The organism is Atopococcus tabaci DSM 17538 (assembly GCF_000429585.1).
In the GTDB taxonomy this organism is placed as follows: Bacteria; Bacillota; Bacilli; order Lactobacillales; family Carnobacteriaceae_A; genus Atopococcus; species Atopococcus tabaci.
Genome location: NZ_AUCD01000032.1, coordinates 1 through 23,187, shown reverse-complemented (window position 1 = coordinate 23,187; position 23,187 = coordinate 1). Strand labels below are relative to the sequence as shown.

Sequence of the window (23,187 nt, the reverse complement as noted above, 5' to 3'; positions counted from 1 at the left end):
GTAGGCATAAAGAAGAGACATGATGAGTGGTTTTGGGTGATAGGCAGGACGACCGTCCTGAGTCTCAAAAATTTTAAAGTAATGATCGTCTAATGAATCGACAAAGTTATAGATAGAAAAAACAATATGGTTGGGATCAATACAAGTAGATAATTCTAATGGAAGTGAAGTTTGATTCATGTTATATTGTACGTACATAAAAAGCACCCCTTTAATGTTTAGTGTCGTTACTAATATTATATCAGGGTGCTTTTTGTATGCCTAATTATATATAGCAAAAACGACGAGAAAATTAGTTAATCTAATTTCTCGTCGTTTTTATTTAGTGGCTTTTGTCCCAGCCTCTTTTTCTTACGAAAAAACTTTACTGGTATAGTCCATTTTGTCGTTTTTCATATATGAGATAGTCCAATCTACGTTCTTTTCCCGTAATCAGTGAAATGCACAGATAAAAATGGTATACTTTTACCATACAAGGGAATACATACAAGATTCCACTACTTTGCAGAAGGGTGATAAAAATGGGTTGGAAAGAAACGTACACAACATGGAAAAACCATGCTTCTCTAGATGAACATGTCAAAAAAGATTTCTTGCAAATTGAAAATGATGAGAAAGCGTTGGAAGATGCTTTTTATAAGCCATTGGAGTTTGGTACCGCCGGCATGCGCGGCGTCATTGGTGCCGGCATCAACCGGATGAACGTTTACACTGTCCGTCAGGCGACAGAAGGGTTGGCCCGTTTTATCGAGGCGCAAGGTGAAGAAGCGAAACAGCGCGGTGTCGCCATCGCTTACGATTCCCGTCACTTTTCTCCAGAATTTGCGATGGAAGCTGCTAAAACACTGGGTGCACACGGCATCAAAGCATACGTATTTGAAAGTTTGCGCCCTACCCCGGAATTGTCTTTTGCCGTCCGTCATTTGAATGCCGTGTCAGGAATCATGGTAACTGCGAGCCACAATCCACCTGAATACAACGGCTACAAAGTATACGGAGAAGACGGTGGGCAGCTGCCGCCAAAAGAAGCGGATGCCCTCACCCGTTATGTCCGTGACGTGGAAGACGTCCTTTCCATTGAAGCAGCTGACGAAGAAGAATTGAAAGAAAAAGGCCTGCTTGAAATCATCGGTTCAGAAGTGGACGAAGCCTACTTGGAAGAGATGAAGGCTGTCACAGTAGATCCCGAGCTGGTTCAACGTATGGGAGACAAAGTCAAAGTCGTGTACACTCCGCTCCACGGAACAGGTAAAATGCTCGGCGAGCGCGCACTGGCACAAGCAGGCTTCACGCAAGTGGTCTTGGTGCCTGAACAAGCAGAACCGGACGCCGACTTTTCCACAGTGAAATCCCCGAACCCGGAAGACCCGGAAGCATTTGAATATGCCATTCGCGTCGGGAAAGAGGAAGACGCAGATATTTTGATTGCCACCGACCCGGATGCCGACCGATTGGGAATGGCGGTAAAAGTAGCCGAAGGACAATATGAAGTATTGACCGGGAACCAGATCGCCGGCTTGATGCTGTATTACATTTTGAGTGCCCGTGAAAAAACCAACACACTGCCGAAAAAAGGTGCGGTGGTGAAGTCGATCGTTTCCAGCGAAATGGCTACAGCCATTGCCGACAAAGTGGACGTCAAAGTCTTCAATGTGTTGACCGGCTTCAAATTTATCGCAGAAAAAATCAAGCAGTTTGAAACAGACAACAGCTATGAGTACCTCTTTGGATTTGAAGAAAGCTACGGATATATGGTGAAACCATTTGTCCGTGACAAAGATGCGATTCAAGCATTGGTGCTGGCCGCAGAAATGGCTGCATCCTTCAAAGAAAAAGGAGATACGTGCTTCGACGTCTTGTGCGACTTGTACCACGAGTATGGCCATTTTGAAGAAAAAACCATTTCTGTGACTTTGCCGGGAATGGAAGGTGCTGAAAAGATCAACCAATTGATGGCACAGCTCCGTGAAGAAGCGCCGAACCAATTTGGCGATATCGAAGTGAAAGAAGTGGAAGATTACAAATTAAGCATCCGTACAAAAGAAGACGGAACGGAAGAAACGATCGATATGCCTTCTGCGGATGTGTTGAAGTACATGATGCAGGACGGAAGCTGGATTGCAGTCCGGCCATCCGGAACCGAGCCGAAAATCAAATTTTACATCGGAGCATACGACGACTCAGGCGTCTCTGCAAAAGAAAAGCTGCAGGCTTTTGAAACATCCTTACGCGAAATCGTAAAAACAGTAGAATAAACCACTGCGCAAAAAGAGACAGAGAATTGACCTCTGTCTCTTTTGTCGTTTTCTCCAGTGTTTCGACCATGGAGTAGTCGAGGAGAGGGCAAAAATATGAGGGCTATACATGACACGCCCGGGATGTTATAATGTATAGGATAAAGAAGATAAAAGAGAAGAGGAAAAAGAAATGGTAGACAGTTTACAACTGGTAATCATCACAGGGATGAGCGGAGCGGGTAAAACAGTCGCGATGCAAAGTTTTGAAGATATGGGTTATTACTGTGTGGATAACATGCCGCCGAACCTATTGCCGAAATTTTGGGAATTGGTCCGCGAATCAGGAAAAATGACAAAAATCGCTTTGGTGATGGATTTACGTACAAGAGACTTTTTCAATGAAATCAAATCTTCTCTGGAAACCCTTGAAAACACTTCTTTTATTACAACGAAAATGCTATTTTTAGAAGCAGACGAAACGGAACTGGTATCTCGTTACAAAGAAACAAGACGTTCCCACCCATTGGCCCCTAAAGGACGAGTCACTGAAGGCATCCGCAGAGAACGCGAATTGCTGACAGAAATCAAAAGCCGTGCACAGTTGGTGATCGATACAACCAATCTGACGCCGCGCCAATTGAGAGAACAGATCATCAAAGAATTTGCAGCCGCAGAAACCACCATGTTCCATGTGGAAATCGTTTCCTTCGGGTTCAAGTATGGGTTGCCGATTGATGCAGACATTGCAATGGACGTAAGGTTTTTGCCAAACCCTCATTACATTGATGAGCTTCGGCCGTTGACCGGGCAGGATGAGCCGGTATACGACTACGTGATGCAGCAGCCGGAAACCGAAACGTTTTACCGGAAGTTTGTTGATTTATTGGATTATTGTCTTCCTGGTTATAAACGCGAAGGAAAAAACAATGTCACAATCGCCATCGGATGTACGGGAGGAAAACATCGTTCTGTCGCATTGGCGGAGCGGATTGGACGCAAACTAGAATCGGACGGTTACCCGGTTCGCGTCTCCCATCGGGACAAAGACAAAGTGAAGGAGTCTGTTAAGCGCTCATGATGAATAATAAAAACCACAGGAAGCCAAAAATCGTCGTTATCGGCGGCGGCACTGGTCTTCCTGTTATCTTACAGGGATTGAAGGAGCAACAGGCGGATGTCACAGCGATCGTTACGGTGGCGGACGATGGAGGAAGCAGCGGTGCGCTGCGCGAATCTGTTGTTCATTCCGTACCGCCGGGCGACATTCGCAATGTGCTTGTTGCTCTCTCTGACATCCCGAAGAGTCAAAAAGAGATTTTTCAATACCGCTTTCATAAAGAAGACGCCTCATTCGCCGGGCATTCGTTGGGCAACTTAATCATTGCCGCCATGGCCGAAATGAAAGGCAACATCTATGAAGCCATCCAATTGTTGAGCAAGATGATGATGGTGGAAGGGCATGTTTACCCAGCGGCGGAAGAGCCATTGGTGCTGCATGCGGAATACACAGACGGGACCCGCCAGGCTGGGGAATCACAAATTCCTAAAGCAAGAAAAAAAATCAAACGGGTCTTTGTGACTCCGGCGGAAGAAAACCAACCATTGCGGGCAGGACGGAAAGTGATTTCGTCCATTTTGAACGCAGATATGGTGGTACTGGGACCTGGAAGTTTGTACACAAGCATTCTGCCCAACTTAATGATTCCGGATCTCGGACAAGCGGTGGTCCAAACAGATGCCCAGGTGGTTTATATTTGCAATATCATGACCCAGCTGGGGGAAACAGAAAATTTCTCCGATGCAGACCACATCCGAGTGCTGCACGAGCACTTGGGAACACAATTCGTGGATACCATCTTGGCGAACATTGGAGAAGTTCCAGAAAATTACATCGGGATGGAAGAGCAAGAAGAATACTTAGTACAGGTGTCTCACAATTTTGATGAGATGAAACAAGAAGTTCCTTACATCATTTCAGACAACTTCTTACAATTGAAAGAAAAAGGCGTCTACCACAATGGGGAAAAAGTAGCGGCAGAATTGTTCAAGCTCGCTCTTGAAAACCAACGCCATCCAAGAAAATCGACCCACTCTCACGCAGAATAAATGAAAATATAAGAATGGAAAGGAGGTTTTTTTATGTCATTTGCATCTGAAGTGAAAAAAGAATTAACGCATTTGGAAGTCCATCCGGAACACGCCAAAGCAGAGCTGGCGGCGCTTATCCGGATGAACGGCACGTTGCATTTGTCCAACAAGCGTTTTGTGTTGAACATCCAGACTGAAAATGCGGCCATCGCAAGAAGAATGTATACACTGATCAAAGACCATTTCCAAGTGGAAACGGAATTGCTTGTGCGCAGAAAAATGAAATTGAAAAAGAACAACGTGTATATCGTGCGTTTGAAAAAAGGCACAGAAGAAATCTTGTCGAAGCTGGGAATTATGGAGGGCATGTTGTATCATGGGCGCATTCCAGAAGAAATCAGTTTGAATACGCAAAAAATCAAATCGTATTTGCGCGGCGCCTTTTTAGCCGCCGGATCGGTAAACAGCCCGGATACCAGCCGCTATCATTTGGAAATTTATTCCAGCTACGAAGAACACAACGAGGATATCTGTGAGATGATGAATCGTTTTGGGTTGAATGCCCGCACACTTGAACGGCGCAGTGGATATATCACCTATCTGAAAGAATCAGAAAAAATTTCTGACTTCTTGGCATTGATCGGCGCCTCCGTCAGTGTGATGCGGTTCGAAGACACCCGTATTGTGAGAGACATGCGCAATTCCGTCAACCGGTTGGTGAACTGTGAGAATGCCAACCTCAATAAAACGATTGACGCAGCAAGCCGACAAATCGAAAACATCAAATATTTGGATAAGCAGGTAGGATTGGATACATTGCCGGAAAGATTGCGGGAAGTTGCGGTGGTCAGGGTGGAAAATCCAGACGCTTCCTTGAAAGAATTGGGCGATATGATTCCAAGCGGACCGATCAGCAAGTCAGGCGTGAACCACCGTCTGCGCAAGCTGAATAAAATGGCTGAAGACCTAAGAGAGGACAACGAGTCGGTCGCAGAAACAGCAGCCACCAACGTCTGACCTTATAGAATAACAACAGAAAAACGCAGGTTGATTTTTCCACTCATATGACTTATACTAAAGGAGTTGGAAAAATTAGTCTCCTTAGTGTAATGGATATCACACAAGATTCCGGTTCTTGAGATGGGGGTTCGATTCCCTCAGGAGACGCTACAAGCCGAGCGCTTTGCTCGGTCTTTTTTTACAGAGAAATGTTTGACCTTATTTGACTAATGGGTTATAATGATGTCACAACAATGAAAGATATGGTACACTAAGCTGGACACCAATATTTTCCAAGGAGGAAATTACGTTATGAATTTAGTGCCTACAGTAATTGAACAATCTCCAAGAGGCGAACGAGCATATGACATCTATTCTCGCCTTCTAAAAGACCGCATCATCATGCTAGGCGGCCCAATTGATGACAACGTTGCGAACTCTGTCATCGCCCAATTGCTCTTTTTAGATGCACAAGACCCAGAAAAAGATATCTATCTTTACATCAACTCACCAGGTGGAAGTGTATCTGCCGGACTGGCCATTTTTGATACCATGAACTTCATCAAATCCGATGTTCAAACCATCGTAATCGGATTGGCGGCATCCATGGGAAGTTTCTTGTTGGCAGCCGGAACAAAAGGCAAACGATTTGCCTTGCCGAACTCTGAAATCATGATCCACCAACCACTCGGCGGTGCACAAGGACAAGCAACTGAAATTGAAATTGCTGCCCGTCATATCTTGAAAACAAGAGACCGCTTGAACAAAATCTTGTCTGAACGCACAGGCCAGCCACTTGAGCGTTTGGAACGCGATACAGACCGCGACTTCTTTATGTCCGCGGAAGAAGCAAAAGAGTATGGATTGGTCGACGAAGTGATGACTGACAACAACTCATTGAAATAAGCATGACAATAAACCCGAAATCTTTTTCAGATTTCGGGTTTATTTGTATTCTTGGCCAGAAAATTTCATGAAGAAGCGTGTGGATAAAGAAACTGCCTTATCGTTTCACCTTATAAAAAGATAGTAGTATAATAGATTCAGAGTGTCGAAGGAGGATTGTCTTTGCTGAGCATGTCACTCCTAAAAAGTTGACCCGATACACTGAAAAAATATTAGAATTCTCTAAGAATCGATCCTCTTCCTTGTTCGATAGAATTGAACAGAAAGTGAACGGAAGTGAAGGCGACTAAGGCTATAGTTCGTCATCCTCTGGGTGATGAAGGAGAGTTGTCACAATTTGTTCGCTTTTAGCCTGTTTCGAAGGGTCGTTTCGAGTCCCATCCCTAGAAAAGGATGGGTTGAATATTATCCCGCCTACTGCTATAATCAGGTCTGTAAGGGTTGGAGGTCCTTTGAATCGTCTGAATAAAACCCTTAATCAGACCGCTTTTCTCACTATCTCAATGGATAGGGTCGCAGGAATAAGGCCGATAAAGGACTGAAGAAGACCTTGGCAGAAAGAGGTGACCCATGCTAGAGCTGATTCAATTGATTGAGAAGTTGGCTCCAGAAACACTTGAGGTGTTGAAAGGACGGTACAGGATCCTCCGCATGATTTCTGTTTCCAGTCCCATTGGGAGGCGGCTGTTGGCCGACAAACTTGGGATGACAGAGAGAGTGCTCCGGACAGAAGTGGACATACTGAGAAAACAACACTTAGTTCAATCCACTAAGTCGGGCATGATTTTGACACCGGCAGGAGAAAAAATCATCCCGGAATTGGAACAAATTTTTGGTCATATATTGGGCATGAAAGACAAAGAAACTACTTTGGCCCGGTATTTGGGTATTGAGCAATGCATCATCGTTTCAGGAGACACTGACGAAACACCTGTGCTGCTTGACCACCTGGGCGATTCTGTTGTGAATCTGCTGGACCAAGTGTTGCCGGAAGGAAGAAACGTGATTGCAGTGATGGGTGGTACAACCATGGCTGCCGTGGCTGAACGTATGTCGGAACAGCTGAGAGAAAACCGCGAACTGCTTTTTGTTCCCGCACGCGGAGGCGTCGGCGAACGAGTGGCTATCCAATCAAACTCCATCAGTGCGGTTATGGCACAGAAAACCGGTGGAAAACACCGCGTTCTTTACGCACCAGAATATGTCCGTTCCCAAACGTATTCTTTGCTTCTGGAAGAGCCGGAAATCAAAGAAACAATGAACTTGCTAAAACAAGCTAATTGTGTTTTGTTAGGGATAGGCGATGCCATGCACATGGCACAACGCCGTGGACTCAGCGCACAACTCATTAAAGAGTTGCGTGATAAAGGCGCAGTGGCTGAAGCGTTTGGGGAATTCGTGGATAAAGACGGCAACATCATTTACAAAATTCCGCGCATCGGCCTGAAATCAGACAGCCTGAAAGACGTGCCGAATGTGATTGCAGTGGCGGCTGGGAAACATAAAGCCCGAGCAATCGAAGCCTACTTGAGACAAGCTCCGTCTCATCTACGGCTCGTGACGGACGAAGGAGCTGCAAATGAGATTTTAAAAGGGATCTCCCTTTAAAATAAAAAAATTTTTAGGATTTTCGAAGGAGGAAATCGCAAGATGACAGTTAAAGTTGGTATTAATGGTTTTGGACGTATTGGACGTCTGGCTTTCCGCTTGATTCAAGATTTGGAAGGTATTGAAGTAGTTGGGATTAACGACTTGACCGACTCCAAAATGTTGGCACACCTATTGAAATATGACACAACGCAAGGAATGTTCAACGGAGACGTTGAAGTAACAGACGACGCAATCGTTGTAAACGGCGAAAGCACTCGTATTTTCAGCACTCCTAACCCAGAAGAAATTCCTTGGGGCGAAGTAGGTGCTGAAATCATTCTTGAAGCAACAGGTTTCTTCACAACTCAAGAAAAAGCTGAATTGCACTTGAAAGCTGGCGCGAAAAAAGTTGTTATCACAGCTCCAGGAACAGGCGACTTGAAAACAGTTGTCTTCAACACGAACCACGAAGTGTTGGACGGATCTGAAACAGTTATTTCTGCAGCTTCCTGCACAACGAACTGCTTGGCTCCAATGGCAAAAACTTTGAACGATGAGTTCGGTGTTGTTCAAGGATTGATGACAACTATCCACGCTTACACTGGTGACCAAATGACATTGGACGGACCACACAGAAAAGGTGACTTCCGTCGTGCTCGTGCAGCAGCTGAAAACATTGTTCCAAACACAACTGGTGCTGCTAAAGCAATCGGTGAAGTTATCCCTGAATTGAAAGGGAAATTGGACGGAGCAGCTCAACGTGTTCCAGTACCTGCTGGTTCTTTGACTGAGTTGTTCACTGTATTGAACAAAAACGTAACTGTTGACGAAGTTAACGCAGCTATGAAAGCCGCTGCTAACGAGTCTTACGGATACACAGAAGACCCAATCGTTTCTTCCGACATCGTTGGAATGAAATACGGTTCATTGTTTGACGCAACTCAAACAAAAGTAATCGATGTAAACGGCCAACAAATGGTTAAAACTGTTGCATGGTACGACAACGAAATGTCTTACACTGCTCAGTTGGTCCGCACATTGGAATACTTCGCTAAACTTTAATCATAAAGCAGCGAATTGAAAAGAGAAGTTTTAAAGCGGGGGAGCAGCGCGCTTCCCCGTTTTTTCTTTAACTAATCAATACTGACATTGCGATTTCTCGTTGAAACGAAACATACACCTAAATGATTATAAGAAAGAGGGGATCAACATGGTTAAAAAAACTGTCAAAGATTTAGACCTGAAAGACAAAAAAGTCTTGGTTCGTGCGGACTTCAACGTTCCGATGAAAAATGGGCAAATCACTAATGACAACCGCATCCAAGCTGCCCTTCCGACATTGGAATACATCTTGGAACAAGGCGGAAAAGTCATCGTCTTCTCCCACTTGGGACGTGTAAAAACAGAAGAAGACAAAGAAGGCAAATCTTTGCGCCCGGTCGCAGAACGTTTGGGAGAATTGCTGGGTAAAGACGTCACGTTTGTTCCTGAAACACGTGGAGAAGAACTTGAAAAAGCGATCGACTCCTTGTCTTCCGGCAACGTATTGATGTTTGAAAACACTCGTTTTGAAGACATCGACGGCAAAAAAGAAAGCAAAAACGATCCGGAACTAGGCAAATACTGGGCTGGCTTGGGCGACGTGTTCGTGAACGATGCTTTCGGTACGGCTCACCGTGCGCATGCTTCCAACGTAGGAATTGCTTCCAACATTGAATCAGCAGTTGGTTTCTTGGTTGAAAAAGAAATCAAGTTTATCGGTGGAGCAGTCGATGAACCACAACGTCCATTCGTGGCAATTTTGGGTGGAGCGAAAGTCAGCGACAAAATCGGCGTAATCGAAAACTTGTTATCTAAAGCAGACAAAGTCTTGATTGGCGGCGGAATGACTTATACGTTCTACAAAGCTCAAGGAAAAGCCATCGGAAACTCTTTGGTTGAAGAAGACAAAATCGATTTGGCCCGCGAATTGCTTTCCAAAGCAGGGGACAAGTTGATCTTGCCTGTGGACAGTGTAGCGGCAACAGAATTCAGCAATGACGCGCCAAGCGAAGTTGTGGGCGATGAAATTCCAGAAGGCAAAATGGGATTGGACATCGGACCAGAAACCATCGATTTGTTCCGTAAAGAGTTGGAAGGCGCGAAAACAGTTGTATGGAACGGACCTATGGGAGTTTTCGAAATGGAAAACTTTGCAAAAGGAACGGCAGCTGTTTGCGAAATCTTGGCAAAACTTGAAGAAGCGACAACCATCATCGGTGGCGGGGACTCCGCAACTGCAGCACAGCAGCTTGGATTTGAAGAGGACTTCTCTCACATTTCCACAGGCGGCGGTGCGTCATTGGAATACTTGGAAGGAAAAGAACTTCCAGGTCTCGCAGTTATTCCAGACAAGTAAACGAAAGAATACACGCAAAGCGGGAATTTCCCGCTTTGTCCGTGTTGTAACCAGTCACTCGAATACAACAACAACCTCAACAGAAAGAAGGATGATTTATGCGTAAGCCAATCATTGCCGGAAACTGGAAGATGAACAAGACAGCTTCAGAAGCGGCAGCGTTTGTAAATGAAGTAAAAGGGAAACTTCCTCCAGCAGAAAAAGTTGACTCAGTCATCGGTTCACCACATCTGTTCTTACAAAAGTTGGTTGAGTTATCAGAGGGAACCGACTTGAAGATTGCTGCGCAGGACGCGTTTTATGAAGATGAAGGAGCCTATACAGGCGCAACCAGTCCCGCTGCATTGAATGATTTGGGTGTGTCTTATGTCATCATCGGCCACTCTGAAAGACGCGAATATTTCCACGAAACAGATGAAGACATCAACAAAAAAGCACATGCCATCTTCAAAAACAATATGCTTCCGATTATCTGTGTCGGCGAAACATTGGAACAGCGCGAAGCCGGCGAAACAAATGAATGGGTTCGCGGCCAAGTGAAAGCAGCATTGGAAGGCTTGAGCGACGAGCAAGTTCGTCAAACTGTCATCGCGTATGAGCCTATCTGGGCAATCGGCACAGGAAAAACTGCGACATCCGAAGAAGCAAACGACACCATTTCTGTTATCCGTAAAATGATTGCGGAGCTGTATTCACAAGAAACAGCAGAGCAAGTACGCATTCAATATGGCGGAAGTGTCAAACCGGACAACATCGCTGAGTTGATGGAACAACCGGATATTGACGGTGCGTTGGTCGGAGGAGCGAGCTTGGAAGCAGATTCATTCTTGGCATTATTGGAGGCAGTAAACAAATGAGTAAAACACCAGTAGCCATCATCATTTTGGATGGTTTTGGATGGAGAGACGAACGGACCGCAAACGCCGTTGCGTTGGCAAACAAACCGAATTTCGACCGGTATTGGGACGAATTTCCGCACAGCACGATGAAAGCTTCCGGGCTTGCAGTCGGACTTCCTGAAGGACAAATGGGAAACTCCGAAGTCGGCCACACGAACATCGGAGCCGGACGTGTCGTTTACCAAAGCATCACTCGAATCGATAAAGCGATCCAAGACGGCGAATTCACAACTATCGAAGCTTTGAACGGAGCGTTTGACCACGTAACGGAACATGATTCCGCACTGCACCTCTTCGGTCTGATTTCAGATGGCGGAGTGCACAGCCACAGCCGTCATTTGTACGCTTTGTTGGAAGCGGCAAAAGCAAAAGGGCTGAAGAAAGTCTACATTCACGCCTTCACAGACGGACGTGACGTAGCACCGGACTCTGCAGCAGGCTTCATTGAAGACTTGCGTCAAAAGACTGAAGAAATCGGAGCGGGAGAAATTGCGACTGTATCCGGTCGTTTCTACGCGATGGACCGCGACAACCGTTGGTCTCGTGAAGAAAAAGCCTACAATGCGATTTTCCATGGTGATGGAGTCCGCAAAGAAGACCCGGTTCAAGGAGTCAAAGACAGCTACGCGGAAGAAGTCTACGATGAATTCATCATGCCGATAGTTGTCGAAAAAGATGGCAAACCAGTTGCGACTGTTCAAGACAATGACGCAATCTTGTTCTTCAACTTCCGTCCGGACCGTGCGATTCAATTGTCCCGCGCCGTCACTGAAGACGACTTCAACGAATTTGACCGCGGCGAACGCCCGCAGAACATCAAATTCGTCACAATGACGCAATACACCGCAGACATGGAGGCAGACGTCATGTTCCCCCCTGTCTTCTTGAAAAACGTCATCGGCCAAGTATTGGCTGACAACGGTTTGAGACAGTTGCGGATTGCGGAAACAGAAAAATACCCTCACGTCACCTTCTTCATGAACGGTGGAACCAACGAAGAATTCGAAGGGGAAAGCCGGACGTTGATTCCATCTCCACAAGTCGAAACGTATGACTTGAAACCAGAGATGAGTGCTTATGAAGTAGGCGATTCATTGGTGAAAGATCTGGAAGCAGACAAGTTCGATGCCATCATCTTGAACTTCGCGAACCCAGACATGGTTGGACACTCCGGAAAACTGGAAGCAACCATCAAAGCCATCGAAGCCGTGGACGAAAACCTCGGCCGTGTAGTCGACACCATCTTGGAAAAAGGCGGACACGCGATTATCTTTGCCGACCACGGAAATGCCGACACAATGGCTACTCCGGAAGGACAGCCGCATACCGCACACACAACTGTGCCGGTTCCGGTTATCGTGACCAAAAAGGACGTGACCTTGCGTAAAGACGGAGCGCTTTGCGACGTTGCCCCAACAATGTTGGACTTGCTGGGTATCGACAAACCAGAAGACATGACTGGAACTTCTTTAATCGAAAAATAAGAAATTGTCCAGAGAGTTTGTGTTCTCACAAAGAAAACAGTAAAATGAAGAAGTAAGATATGAATATGAAGGAGAGAAATTTCATGCCAACCATTACAGATGTTCTTGCACGCGAAGTATTGGATTCTCGCGGAAACCCTACGATTGAAGTAGAAGTTTACACAGAAAGCGGTGCGTTCGGACGCGGAATGGTTCCATCCGGAGCTTCCACAGGTGAACACGAAGCCGTTGAACTACGTGACGGAGACAAAGACCGTTACCTAGGAAAAGGTGTTCAAAAAGCAGTAGAAAACGTCAACACAACAATTGCGGAAGCAATCATTGGATACGACGTACGTGACCAAATGGGAATCGACACTGCTATGATCAAATTGGACGGAACTGCTAACAAAGGCAAATTGGGTGCGAACGCTATCCTAGGTGTTTCCATCGCTGCTGCCCGCGCTGCTGCAGACTTCTTGGACATTCCATTGTACCAATACTTGGGTGGATTCAATACTAAAGTATTGCCAACTCCAATGATGAACATCGTCAACGGTGGTTCCCACTCTGACGCGCCAATCGCTTTCCAGGAGTTCATGATTTTGCCTACTGGAGCACCAACATTCAAAGAAGCTTTGCGTTGGGGAGCTGAAATCTTCCACGCATTGAAAGCGATCTTGAAAGACCGTGGATTGGAAACATCTGTTGGAGACGAAGGCGGATTTGCTCCTCGCTTCGAAGGAACTGAAGACGGAGTGGAAACAATCCTTGAAGCAATCAAAAAAGCTGGTTTGGAACCAGGTAAAGACGTTTACCTAGGGTTCGACTGTGCTGCTTCTGAGTTCTACGAAGACGGCGTATACAACTACGCGAAATTCGAAGGTGAAAACGGAGCGAAACGTTCTGCTGAAGAGCAAGTTGACTACTTGGAAGAGTTGGTTAACAAATACCCAATCATCTCTATTGAAGACGGTATGGATGAAAACGACTGGGACGGATGGAAGTTGTTGACAGACCGTTTGGGTGAAAAAGTTCAGTTGGTTGGAGACGACTTGTTCGTAACAAACACTGAAATTCTTAAACGCGGAATCGACAACGGTGTAGGAAACTCCATCTTGATCAAAGTCAACCAAATCGGTACGTTGACAGAAACATTCAACGCAATCGAAATGGCTAAAAAAGCTGGTTACACGGCTGTTGTTTCTCACCGTTCCGGTGAAACAGAAGATGCAACGATCGCTGACATCGCAGTAGCGACAAATGCTGGTCAAATCAAGACTGGTTCATTGAGCCGTACAGACCGTATCGCTAAATACAACCAATTGCTAAGAATCGAAGACCAATTGGGTGACTTGGCTGAATACCATGGTTTGGAAGCTTTCTACAACTTGAAAAACAAATAAACCTCCTCTAATAAGATGAAGGAGTTTGAGCCGACGGAACTTCCGTCGGCTTTTTTGTGTTTTTATAGAACTAACTTAGAGGCCTGTTGGGAAAAATAGAGCCAGCAGTACAATTTCTATAAGTAGATTTTTTGAATTTGCACACTCATCCCCTATACAATGAATGTACGTTGCAAATGGAACAAAATTTCATTACGCGAAACTATCAATAGGAGAGTGATGCGAAAGAATGAGTACAAAAATTATAGGTGGCGTATTTTCAACAGTCGAAGAAGCAGAAGCAACGATTCGTGAATTGCAAAAAATTGGACTCGCTCAAGAAGACATCACTGTCTTTGCGCAAGATTCTGATAAAGTGGACAGCATTGAAGCTGATACCGACGTAGATGTCACGACAAACAAAGAAAACCGTGGAAGCAACAGCGGTAAAGGAGCAGGAATTGGAGCTCTATCCGGTGGTGTTCTAGGCGGACTGGGCGGGTTAATCGCGGAAGCGATGTTGCTGACCATCCCTGGTGTTGGGCCGTTGGCTGCGGCAGGACCGTTGGCAACCACACTGGCCGGTTTGGGAACAGGAGCTGTCGGAGGAGGACTAGTCGGTGCATTGGTCGGCGCTGGACTTCCGGAAGAACAGGCAAAAGAATACGAAAACTATTTGAAAGACGGAAAAATTGTGGTCTTGTTGGATGTAGACGAAGCTCAGCAGCAATCCGTCCAAAAGATTTTCATTCAATCCGGATCCTTGAACACAAGCATGTACGACCAACAATCATAATGAAAATAACGGCTTAAACAAGTGAAAAAGAAGACCCCGATACCTTGGGGTCTTCTTTTTAAGTATAGAATTCCCCACTTATTTATGATACAGTAGGAAGGAAAAGAAAGACTGGGAGACGGGAGGTAACCCCTTTGTACGATATTCTATTGACGGCGATGCTCATTGTCTCTGTGTTGATGATTATTGTGATTGCGATGCAGCCGACAAAAACAAACAGCGCATCCAACGCTTTTTTAGGAGGCGCAACCCAATTATTCGGCAGACAAAAGGCACGCGGATTTGAAGCAGTGTTGCAAAAAACGACAGTGGTATTGGCGATTTTCTTTTTTGGACTGGCCATTGCGATTGCTTACATTATTTAACCATAGACGAACGAAAAGAATTTTTGAAAATCACCTCAGTTGGGCTGCCTTCAAATAGGCGGCTTTTTTTGTACCAAAGAAAAGATGCGTAAACAAAGGGAGAAATGTCCGTTTCAGTATGAAAATGACGACTTTTCAAGTAAAATAAATATAGACACATTGTAGAAACGTAGGAGGACAAGTAAATATGCGAGATAGAACGTTTTTCTTTGAAAATGGGCCAAGAGCCATTCTTTTGTTCCACGCATACACCAGTACGCCGAATGATATGCGGTCACTGGGAAGAGCGCTGGAAAGAGCGAACTACACGGTATATGCGCCAACATTCAAAGGACATGGCACAGCCGATCCGGATGACATTTTAAGTGCCAGACCGGAAGACTGGGTGAACGATGGACGGGAAGCCTTGAAATTTTTAAGAGACAAAGGCTACGAGGAAATTGCCGTATTCGGCCTTTCTCTCGGCGGTGTCGTTGCCACCAAGTTATTGTTGGAAGAATCCGTGGTTGCGGGAGGAACGTTTGCGTCTCCTATTGTAGACAACCGAAAAATTAGGATTGCAGAAAATTTTTGGCCTTTCTATGAGTATATGAAGAAAAAAGCGGGACACTCGGCTTCCCGTATTGAAGTGATGAAAGAAGATGCAGAGCCGAAATTCGAGGAAACCATGTCTGAACTGCAGGAGTTGGTCGCATCCATGGTGCCGCAGTACGGCGAAGTCACCAAACCGGTCTTCATCGCCCAAGGCGGACAAGACGAGATGATCGACCCTCACACTGCTGGGGAATTCAGAGATTTGCTGACCGATGCGAAAGTGGACTTTCATTGGTACGAAGAAGCGCCGCACGTGTTGACGGTTGGCGAACCCGGCAAACAACTGCAGTTGGATCTCTTGACATTTCTTTCAACGATTAATTGGAACGGAGGAGAATAATGGCGACCAAAGACAACTTAAAAGAAGCCATCTTAGTCTTCATGGAACACGACGACCGAGTGGCTTTGGAAGTCAATGACATCAGTGAAGGCATGGGGATGACGTCTTTTGCTGATTTCAAAAAACTGGTCAATGCCTTAGCGGATTTGGAACGAGAAGGGCAAGTGTTCTTAAACAAAAAAGGCAAATTCAAGCTGCAGCAGAAAGAAGCTGTAAAGCAAGGCATTTTTCACAGCAGCACACGTGGTTTCGGATTTATCGAAGTAGAAGGCGAAGACGACGATATTTTCGTTCCGCCCAACAAAACCAATTTCGCCATGGAAGGTGACTTGGTCACATTCGACATCCAAAAAGAAGCCGCTCCATGGGACAAACGAGGCGCAGAAGGCGTCGTCCGCGGAATCATTGAACACGGGACCCGCAATTTAGTAGGGGAATTCCTGGCATACGATGACGACGGAGTGGAAGAAACAGGATTTTACGGCTTTGTCGAGCCACAGGACAAAAAGCTGGCGGACATGCGTGTGTTTATCCGGGCAGAAGGCATCCGCCCGACAGACGGCAGCATCGTCCAAGTCGAAATCACGGAATACCCGAATTACGAAGTGCCGCGCGGCATGCAAGGATTGGTCACGAACGTTATCGGACACAAAAATGATCCCGGCGTGGATATTTTGACCATCGTCCACAAGCACGGCATCCCGAGCGAATTCTCTAAAGAAGCCATCGCGCAGGCAGAAGCCGTTCCCGACAGAGTCACTGAAAAAGACTTGGAAGGACGCAGAGATCTGCGGGACGAAGTGGTGGTCACCATCGACGGCGCAGACGCCAAAGACTTGGATGATGCAGTGGCAGTGGAGAAATTGAGCAATGGAAACTATAAATTGGGCGTACACATTGCGGACGTCTCCTATTACGTGACGGAAGGCAGCGCGTTGGACCGCGAAGCGTTTGAACGCGGAACAAGTGTGTACCTGACAGACCGAGTGATTCCGATGATTCCACAGCGTCTGTCCAACGGAATCTGTTCTTTGAACCCGAATGTAGACCGTTTGACAATGAGCTGTGAGATGGAAATCGACTCCAGCGGGAATGTGGTCGACTATGACATCTTCTCAAGTGTGATCCGCTCGAAACAGCGGATGACGTACGATGCGGTCAACAGCATCTTGATGGAACACGACGAAGAAACGCGTGAAAAATATGCGGACTTAGTCCCAATGTTTGAACGCATGGAAGAACTGCACCACATCTTGGAAGACAAACGTGTGCGCCGGGGATCCATCGATTTCGATACAAAAGAAGCGTATATCCAAATGGACCCGGACGGCAGACCCGTAGACGTGCTTCTCCGTGAAAGAGGAGTCGGCGAACGGTTGATTGAATCCTTCATGTTGGCGGCGAACGAGACCGTCTCTGAACACTTCGCTACACGGCAATTGCCGATTCTATACCGGATCCACGAAAAACCGGACCCGGCAAAAATGCAGACATTCATGGAGTTTGTGACGACCTTCGGAATCACGATGAAAGGCAGCAAAGAAACGGTATCCCCGAAACAATTGCAGCAAGTCATCAATAAAGTGAAGGGCAGACCGGAAGAAGCGGTTGTTTCGATGCTGATGCTCCGCAGCATGCAGCAGGCCCGTTACGACGTGGAACCGGAAGGGCACTACGGATTGGCGGCGGAATATTATTCCCACTTCACTTCTCCGATCCGGCGTTATCCGGACTTGATTCTTCACCGGTTGATCCATTCATATACCGAAGAAGGAACATCCAGAGAGAACAGACGTTACTGGGAAAACCAACTGCAAGAAATTGCCGATCAAAGTTCCAAAACGGAACGCCGCGCTGTGGACGCAGAACGCGAAACAGACGAGTTGAAGAAAGTTCAGTTTATGGAAGACAAAATCGATCAAGAATTTGATGCGGTGGTTGTGTCCATCACTGGATTCGGTATGTTCGTCCAACTGCCGAACACCATTGAAGGTTTGGTGCACATTTCTTCCATGAACGAAGATTACTTCGAATACAACGAACGCGACTTGATGTTGATCGGTCAGCGCACCGGCATTGTCTACCGTATCGGCCAGAACGTGAAAGTGAAATTGGTCGGTGCCGATGCTGATTTACGGGAGATCGACTTCGAAGTTGTGCCGCAGGAAGACACTCCGCGAATCGACCCGCCGAAACGGAAACGCGACAGGAAAGGCGGCTCGGCCAAACGGAGACGCCGCGATTCAGGCGGGAAAGACACGCAGGGCGGCAAACGGAAAGGCGGCGGCAACAGAAGCGGCCAGCCCAACAAAAACAAACGGAGCGGGAAGAAAAATCCCCGCAAAAAACGCAGATAGAAACTAGATAGGAGGGGATAGAATGCCAAAAGGACAAGGCAATCTCATCGCCCAAAACAGGAAAGCACGCTATGAATACACCATCATCGACACGATTGAAGCCGGAATTGTTTTAACCGGAACAGAAATCAAATCCATTCGGGCAGGACGCATCAACTTGAAAGACGGGTATGCGTCCATCCGCAACGGAGAAGTTTTCTTGAACAACGTGCACATTGCACCTTACGAACAAGGAAATGTGTTCAACCATGATCCGATTCGTTCACGCAAATTGCTGATGCACAAAAAGCAGATTAACCGGTTGATTGGGGAAACCAAAACAGCCGGTGTCACGCTGGTGCCGTTGAAAGTCTACTTGAAAAACGGCTACGCAAAAGTATTGATCGGTCTGGCCAAAGGGAAGAAGAAATACGACAAGCGTGAATCACTGAAGCGCAAAGACCAACAGCGTGATATCCAACGGGCCATGAAAGACAGATAAAAAATGAAATTGAGTTTTTTGCTCAACGTATGAAGAACGAAGAAAACCCAGCAAAACGCATGGAATCTTCGTTCTTTTTTTGTTGCTTCCAAAATGGTCTAGACAGGAAAAAACAGCCAAACCCTCTGTGCTAAAGGGAAATCGAAATCTTATCGATAAAAAAGGATAGGTGTGATAGAATAGGAACAAATTATTCGTCTACTTCAGTAGACAAGTGCCGTTTCACCTGAGAACGGCTGAAGTGAAAGGAGCAAAAAGGATGCCTTCAGACAAAAAATACTTAAAGCTGTTATCCAGTGAGTTTCCAAATATCGCAGCAACGACTACTGAAATTATCAACTTGGAGGCAATTCTGAATTTGCCGAAAGCGACGGAACACTTCGTCAGCGACATTCACGGAGAGTATGAAGCCTTCCAACATGTTTTGCGCAATGGATCGGGGAACATCAAAGAAAAAATCCGGGAAATCTTTTATAACCGGTTGAGCCAAAAAGAGATGAACACCCTCGCGACATTGATTTATTATCCAAAAGAGAAAATACAGCTCATCTTGAAAGAGTGCGAAACCCAAGAAGAAATCAACGATTGGTACCGCGTCACGCTTTCCAGGTTGATTGAACTGTGTGTGTTTGCAGCGTCCAAGTACACCCGTTCCAAAGTCCGCAAAGCCCTGCCGCAGGAATTTGCGTATATCATTGAAGAGCTGCTGTCCAAAGACGACAAATTCTTAAATAAAGACGCGTATTACAACGAAATCATCTCTAGCATCATCGCGCTGGACCGCGGTCAGGAATTCGTTGTCGCCATTTCCCAGTTGATCCAGCGTCTGGTGGTCGACCACTTGCACGTGTTGGGCGACATCTACGACCGCGGACCGTATCCGGCGAAAATCGTCGACCGGTTAATGAAACACCATTCCCTGGACATCCAATGGGGAAACCATGACATTTTGTGGATGGGAGCCGCCAGCGGATCAGCAGTCTGTATCGCAAACGTCTTGCGAATCTCCGCCCGTTACGACAACTTGGAAATCATTGAGGATGCGTACGGCATTTCGCTGCGGCAGCTCCTCACATTTGCGGAAACGACCTATCCCGAACGGAAAGGGAGCTGTTTCGAACCGAAGTTGGATCCGGACAAGCCGCCTTACTATGAAGAAGAGGCGCGGCAGCTTGCAAAAATCCAGCAGGCCATCGCGGTCATCCAGTTCAAGTTGGAAGCCCAAAGCATCCGCCGCAACCCGGATTTCCAGATGGAACACCGGATGCTGCTCGATAAAATTGATTACGAAAAAGGAACCATCACACTGGACGGGGTGGAATACGAGCTGGACAACACCGATTTCCCCACCATCGACCCCAAAGACCCGTACAGCTTGACTCCGGAAGAGCAGGCAGTGATGGACCGTCTGGTGTATGCTTTCACGTATTCTGAAAAATTGCAGCTGCACGTGTCCTTTTTGATCAACAACGGCAGCATGTACCTTGTCTACAACGACAACCTCTTGTACCACGGATGTGTGCCGTTGGAAGAAGACGGATCCTTCATGGCTTTGGAGCTTGGCGGAAAGAAATATGCCGGCAAAGCACTGTTTGACATGTTTGACGAAGCCATCCGCAAAGGGTTCCTCAACCGGAAGCGGCAGAACACGACAAAATACTTGGACCTCATCTGGTATTTGTGGACCGGACCGGTCTCACCGTTGTTTGGCAAGGGAAAAATGACCACGTTCGAACGGTATTATATAAAGGATAAAACGACCCATAAGGAAAACAAAAATCCGTATTACCGGTTGCGTGAAAACGAAGACACCGTCCTGGCGATCCTCGAAGAATTCGGAGTGAGCGCCCAAAACGGCCACATCATCAACGGCCACACGCCGGTCAAAGAAAAAGCGGGAGAAGACCCGATCAAAGCGAACGGACGCCTCTTGGTGATTGACGGCGGGTATTCCAAAGCATACCAAGAAACGACCGGACTCGGCGGGTACACGTTGTTGAACAATTCTTACGGGATGCAGCTGGTTGCGCACCAGCCATTTTCCTCCAAAAAAGACGCCATCATGAACGAATCGGACATCATCTCCACCAGACGCGTCGTCGATTTGGAGTTGGAGCGCAAGAAAGTTGCTGACACCGACACCGGTAAAAAGCTGTGCGAACAGATTGAAGACTTGAAAGACTTGCTGCGGGCGTACCGCGAAGGCGAACTGAAAGAAAAAATTTAATGGAGTCGGCTGTTGTTTCTTTTTGAAACAGCGGCCGCTTTTTTTGTAGGAACTTGTAAGGAGTGGAGGAGAAAAAACAAGCCCATTCCTTAAGAAAAGTCATTGTTGCAAGAAGTGACTCAATAAAAGCCGTCCGCTCCTTACAAAAGAACCTCCTATCTTTTTAGTAAAGAAAGTGGCTTTCTGGTATGATGGAAGAAGCAAGTCAAACAGTTGAAAGGAGTTTCTTCATGGAAAATAAAGGGATGACATTCTATCTAGTACGACACGGGGAAACGTACTTTAATTATTACGGGCGGATGCAGGGATGGTCGAACACTCCGCTGACCGAAAACGGAAAAGAAGACGTCAGAAGAAGCGGCAGAGGACTGGCGGATGTGAAATTCGATGCGATTTACACCAGTGACTTGTCACGGACGATTGAAACCGCCAATCTGATCTTGGAAGAAAACCACGCGACCGAGGACAAAACCTTGCATTCCATGCCGGAGTTCCGCGAAGTGTTTTTCGGTTCGATGGAAGGGATGTACGGGAGCGAAGCGTACGCCAAAGTCGCCGAACATATGGGATTCGAAAGCGTAAAAGAGATGTTCCGCAACACCACCATTCCGGAAAGAATGAATGGCTTCCACGATGCCGATCCGGATCACTACGCAGAAGATTTCATGACGTTCTGGTCCCGGATTGAACGGGGGCTGTTGGAATTGGTGGACCGCCACCGCGATACGGGAGAGACTATCTTGTTGGTTGCCCACGGGCAGACGATTCGTTACATGCTGCAAAGTCTCGTGGCGGAATTGGAAGAACCGGATAACTTGTTGAACGCGAGTGTCTGTAAGGTTCACTACCACAGCGGAAAATTCCATGTGGAACGCTACAACGATGTGACTCATTTTAAAGATGCTGATAAATAAAAATACTTAAAAGAAGCGAGGAAGAACGAGTGAAGCCAAAAGCATTTGTTTTCTTTGATTTAGATGGTACGTTGTTGAACGCCGATTCCAAGGTCGACCCGGAAGTGGCAGACGCATTGGTCCGCATGAAAGAAAATGGCGCGATTCCGTTTATCGCGACCGGCCGAAGCCCGGTGGAAATCCACCACCTCTTGGACAGCACAGCTATTGATTCTTTCATCAGCTTGAACGGACAGTACGTTCAATATGAAGGGCAAGAAGTGTACCGGAACCCGATTCCTCAAGAGTACCTTGAGCGGTTGAAACAAATGACCGATGAAAAAGAATTGGCGTTGTCGTTTTACAGTTCAGACAAAATCCGCAGCACCCGGCACACAGAAACCATCAAAAACGCGTACGGGTTTATCCATGAAGACCCGCCGGCGATCGACCCTGATTTCTATAAGAAAGAGGACATCATGATGTCCTTGGTTGTGACGGAAGACAAGTCATTGGATGAAGAATTCATCGAAGCTTTCCCGGAGTTTTCCTTTTACCGCAACACTCCCTACAGCATCGACACGATTTTGGAAGGCCATTCCAAAGCCACGGGGATTGATAAATTGGTGGAGAACCTCCGGGCAGGGGATGTGCCGCTGTATGCGTTTGGCGACGGGCCGAATGACCTGGAGATGCTGCAAAAAGTGGACGTGGCGGTCGCCATGGACAACGGCATCGATGAAATAAAAGAAGCCGCGGATTACATCACATCCAGCCACACAAATGGCGGCATCATCGAAGGTCTCAAAAAATACGATTTGATTTAAAAGAAAAGCTGAACGGACTCATCCGTTCAGCTTTTTTTTAGTGCGCCCGGCATGGGCGACAACTTGGTGGTGAAAGTCCACTACAGACTTGGCAGTAGGAACTGTTAGCGAAAGTCAAGGGTGTCCGCCGTGAGGCGGAATCTGAAGGAAGACGGACGCAAATGCTTGCACTGACGAACAGAAACTTCATACAAAGGCTGAATCAGGACGGATGAGCTTGCTAAACAAAGTGAAGTCCGATACTGCCCGAATCCTGTACAGTAAATGGAGCAGTGACATGAGCAGAAGGTTGTCGTTCTTACCCGGGGAGGTCTCGTCAGCGCTTAGTAGTAACAACGAATG

20 protein-coding genes and 1 tRNA gene are annotated in these 23,187 nt (G+C 46.6%); 20 read left to right on the top strand and 1 reads right to left on the bottom strand.

The features are described 5' to 3' along the window. Positions 1-198, bottom strand: a 198-nt coding sequence (locus G470_RS14700) for a transposase (protein ID WP_205617880.1), incomplete at its 3' end; no start/stop codon positions are given. Between the two features lie 323 nt (positions 199-521). Between G470_RS14700 and G470_RS0106435 the strand changes: the two genes are divergently transcribed. The 20 genes from G470_RS0106435 to G470_RS0106340 all read left to right on the top strand — a co-directional run bounded on the left by G470_RS0106435 (position 522) and on the right by G470_RS0106340 (position 22,845). Beyond that, positions 522-2,255: a phospho-sugar mutase gene (locus G470_RS0106435; protein WP_035445213.1), complete on the top strand. Its 1,734-nt coding sequence runs from the start codon at positions 522-524 to the stop codon at positions 2,253-2,255. A 172-nt stretch (positions 2,256-2,427) separates the two neighbouring features. Beyond that, positions 2,428-3,315, top strand: a complete 888-nt coding sequence (rapZ, locus tag G470_RS0106430) for an RNase adapter RapZ (RefSeq protein WP_028274115.1) — start codon at positions 2,428-2,430, stop codon at positions 3,313-3,315. After that, entirely contained in the window at positions 3,312-4,343 is a 1,032-nt protein-coding gene (locus G470_RS0106425; protein ID WP_028274114.1) for a gluconeogenesis factor YvcK family protein, read from the top strand. The genes rapZ and G470_RS0106425 overlap by 4 nt, the downstream gene beginning before the upstream one ends. 33 nt (positions 4,344-4,376) lie before the next feature. Then, positions 4,377-5,342, top strand: a complete 966-nt coding sequence (gene whiA / locus G470_RS0106420; RefSeq protein ID WP_028274113.1) for a DNA-binding protein WhiA — start codon at positions 4,377-4,379, stop codon at positions 5,340-5,342. A 78-nt stretch (positions 5,343-5,420) separates the two neighbouring features. Continuing rightward, a tRNA-Arg gene (locus G470_RS0106415) sits at positions 5,421-5,492 on the top strand. A 144-nt stretch (positions 5,493-5,636) separates the two neighbouring features. Next, complete coding sequence (gene clpP / locus G470_RS0106410) at positions 5,637-6,230, top strand: ATP-dependent Clp endopeptidase proteolytic subunit ClpP (RefSeq protein ID WP_028274112.1); 594 nt, start codon at positions 5,637-5,639, stop codon at positions 6,228-6,230. A gap of 570 nt (positions 6,231-6,800) precedes the next feature. Continuing rightward, complete coding sequence (locus G470_RS0106405) at positions 6,801-7,838, top strand: sugar-binding transcriptional regulator (RefSeq protein WP_028274111.1); 1,038 nt, start codon at positions 6,801-6,803, stop codon at positions 7,836-7,838. A 42-nt stretch (positions 7,839-7,880) separates the two neighbouring features. Next, on the top strand, positions 7,881-8,882 hold the full coding sequence (gene gap / locus G470_RS0106400) for a type I glyceraldehyde-3-phosphate dehydrogenase (protein ID WP_028274110.1): 1,002 nt from the start codon (positions 7,881-7,883) through the stop codon (positions 8,880-8,882). A 148-nt stretch (positions 8,883-9,030) separates the two neighbouring features. Next, positions 9,031-10,218 carry a phosphoglycerate kinase gene (locus tag G470_RS0106395; RefSeq protein WP_028274109.1) on the top strand — a complete coding sequence of 396 codons (1,188 nt, stop codon included), beginning with the start codon at positions 9,031-9,033 and terminating at the stop codon, positions 10,216-10,218. Between the two features lie 98 nt (positions 10,219-10,316). Beyond that, positions 10,317-11,075 (top strand): triose-phosphate isomerase, encoded by a 759-nt coding sequence (gene tpiA, locus G470_RS0106390; RefSeq protein WP_028274108.1) that lies wholly within the window; start codon positions 10,317-10,319, stop codon positions 11,073-11,075. Further along, positions 11,072-12,601 carry a 2,3-bisphosphoglycerate-independent phosphoglycerate mutase gene (gene gpmI / locus G470_RS0106385; protein WP_028274107.1) on the top strand — a complete coding sequence of 510 codons (1,530 nt, stop codon included), beginning with the start codon at positions 11,072-11,074 and terminating at the stop codon, positions 12,599-12,601. The genes tpiA and gpmI overlap by 4 nt, the downstream gene beginning before the upstream one ends. A gap of 83 nt (positions 12,602-12,684) precedes the next feature. Next, a complete protein-coding gene (eno, locus tag G470_RS0106380; protein WP_028274106.1) occupies positions 12,685-13,986 on the top strand; it encodes a phosphopyruvate hydratase in 1,302 nt (433 codons plus the stop codon). Positions 13,987-14,215: 229 nt separating this feature from the next. Then, positions 14,216-14,761 carry a general stress protein gene (locus tag G470_RS0106375; protein ID WP_028274105.1) on the top strand — a complete coding sequence of 182 codons (546 nt, stop codon included), beginning with the start codon at positions 14,216-14,218 and terminating at the stop codon, positions 14,759-14,761. A gap of 134 nt (positions 14,762-14,895) precedes the next feature. Beyond that, the gene (gene secG, locus G470_RS0106370) at positions 14,896-15,126 is read left to right on the top strand and encodes a preprotein translocase subunit SecG (protein ID WP_028274104.1); all 231 of its coding nucleotides are present in this window, start codon (positions 14,896-14,898) and stop codon (positions 15,124-15,126) included. A gap of 187 nt (positions 15,127-15,313) precedes the next feature. Then, complete coding sequence (locus G470_RS0106365) at positions 15,314-16,060, top strand: alpha/beta hydrolase (RefSeq protein WP_028274103.1); 747 nt, start codon at positions 15,314-15,316, stop codon at positions 16,058-16,060. Further along, a complete protein-coding gene (gene rnr / locus G470_RS0106360; RefSeq protein ID WP_028274102.1) occupies positions 16,060-18,417 on the top strand; it encodes a ribonuclease R in 2,358 nt (785 codons plus the stop codon). The genes G470_RS0106365 and rnr overlap by 1 nt, the downstream gene beginning before the upstream one ends. Before the next feature lie 22 nt (positions 18,418-18,439). Beyond that, the gene (gene smpB, locus G470_RS0106355) at positions 18,440-18,898 is read left to right on the top strand and encodes an SsrA-binding protein SmpB (RefSeq protein ID WP_028274101.1); all 459 of its coding nucleotides are present in this window, start codon (positions 18,440-18,442) and stop codon (positions 18,896-18,898) included. 259 nt (positions 18,899-19,157) lie between these two features. Continuing rightward, on the top strand, positions 19,158-21,125 hold the full coding sequence (locus tag G470_RS0106350) for a fructose-bisphosphatase class III (protein ID WP_028274100.1): 1,968 nt from the start codon (positions 19,158-19,160) through the stop codon (positions 21,123-21,125). 230 nt (positions 21,126-21,355) lie between these two features. Beyond that, entirely contained in the window at positions 21,356-22,039 is a 684-nt protein-coding gene (locus G470_RS0106345; protein WP_028274099.1) for a histidine phosphatase family protein, read from the top strand. A gap of 29 nt (positions 22,040-22,068) precedes the next feature. Beyond that, on the top strand, positions 22,069-22,845 hold the full coding sequence (locus G470_RS0106340; protein WP_028274098.1) for a Cof-type HAD-IIB family hydrolase: 777 nt from the start codon (positions 22,069-22,071) through the stop codon (positions 22,843-22,845). The last annotated feature ends 342 nt before the right edge of the window (positions 22,846-23,187 follow it).

Excerpts from the sequence above, each read along its gene's own strand:
- G470_RS0106350 (WP_028274100.1), top strand. The coding sequence starts at position 19,158 with ATGCCTTCAGACAAAAAATACTTAAAGCTGTTATCCAGTGAGTTTCCA.
- rapZ (WP_028274115.1), top strand. The coding sequence starts at position 2,428 with ATGGTAGACAGTTTACAACTGGTAATCATCACAGGGATGAGCGGAGCG.
- G470_RS0106375 (WP_028274105.1), top strand. The coding sequence starts at position 14,216 with ATGAGTACAAAAATTATAGGTGGCGTATTTTCAACAGTCGAAGAAGCA.
- smpB (WP_028274101.1), top strand. The coding sequence starts at position 18,440 with ATGCCAAAAGGACAAGGCAATCTCATCGCCCAAAACAGGAAAGCACGC.
- G470_RS0106395 (WP_028274109.1), top strand. The coding sequence starts at position 9,031 with ATGGTTAAAAAAACTGTCAAAGATTTAGACCTGAAAGACAAAAAAGTC.
- G470_RS0106425 (WP_028274114.1), top strand. The coding sequence starts at position 3,312 with ATGATGAATAATAAAAACCACAGGAAGCCAAAAATCGTCGTTATCGGC.
- G470_RS0106365 (WP_028274103.1), top strand. The coding sequence starts at position 15,314 with ATGCGAGATAGAACGTTTTTCTTTGAAAATGGGCCAAGAGCCATTCTT.
- G470_RS0106435 (WP_035445213.1), top strand. The coding sequence starts at position 522 with ATGGGTTGGAAAGAAACGTACACAACATGGAAAAACCATGCTTCTCTA.
- clpP (WP_028274112.1), top strand. The coding sequence starts at position 5,637 with ATGAATTTAGTGCCTACAGTAATTGAACAATCTCCAAGAGGCGAACGA.
- gap (WP_028274110.1), top strand. The coding sequence starts at position 7,881 with ATGACAGTTAAAGTTGGTATTAATGGTTTTGGACGTATTGGACGTCTG.
- tpiA (WP_028274108.1), top strand. The coding sequence starts at position 10,317 with ATGCGTAAGCCAATCATTGCCGGAAACTGGAAGATGAACAAGACAGCT.
- rnr (WP_028274102.1), top strand. The coding sequence starts at position 16,060 with ATGGCGACCAAAGACAACTTAAAAGAAGCCATCTTAGTCTTCATGGAA.
- gpmI (WP_028274107.1), top strand. The coding sequence starts at position 11,072 with ATGAGTAAAACACCAGTAGCCATCATCATTTTGGATGGTTTTGGATGG.
- G470_RS0106405 (WP_028274111.1), top strand. The coding sequence starts at position 6,801 with ATGCTAGAGCTGATTCAATTGATTGAGAAGTTGGCTCCAGAAACACTT.
- G470_RS0106345 (WP_028274099.1), top strand. The coding sequence starts at position 21,356 with ATGGAAAATAAAGGGATGACATTCTATCTAGTACGACACGGGGAAACG.
- whiA (WP_028274113.1), top strand. The coding sequence starts at position 4,377 with ATGTCATTTGCATCTGAAGTGAAAAAAGAATTAACGCATTTGGAAGTC.
- eno (WP_028274106.1), top strand. The coding sequence starts at position 12,685 with ATGCCAACCATTACAGATGTTCTTGCACGCGAAGTATTGGATTCTCGC.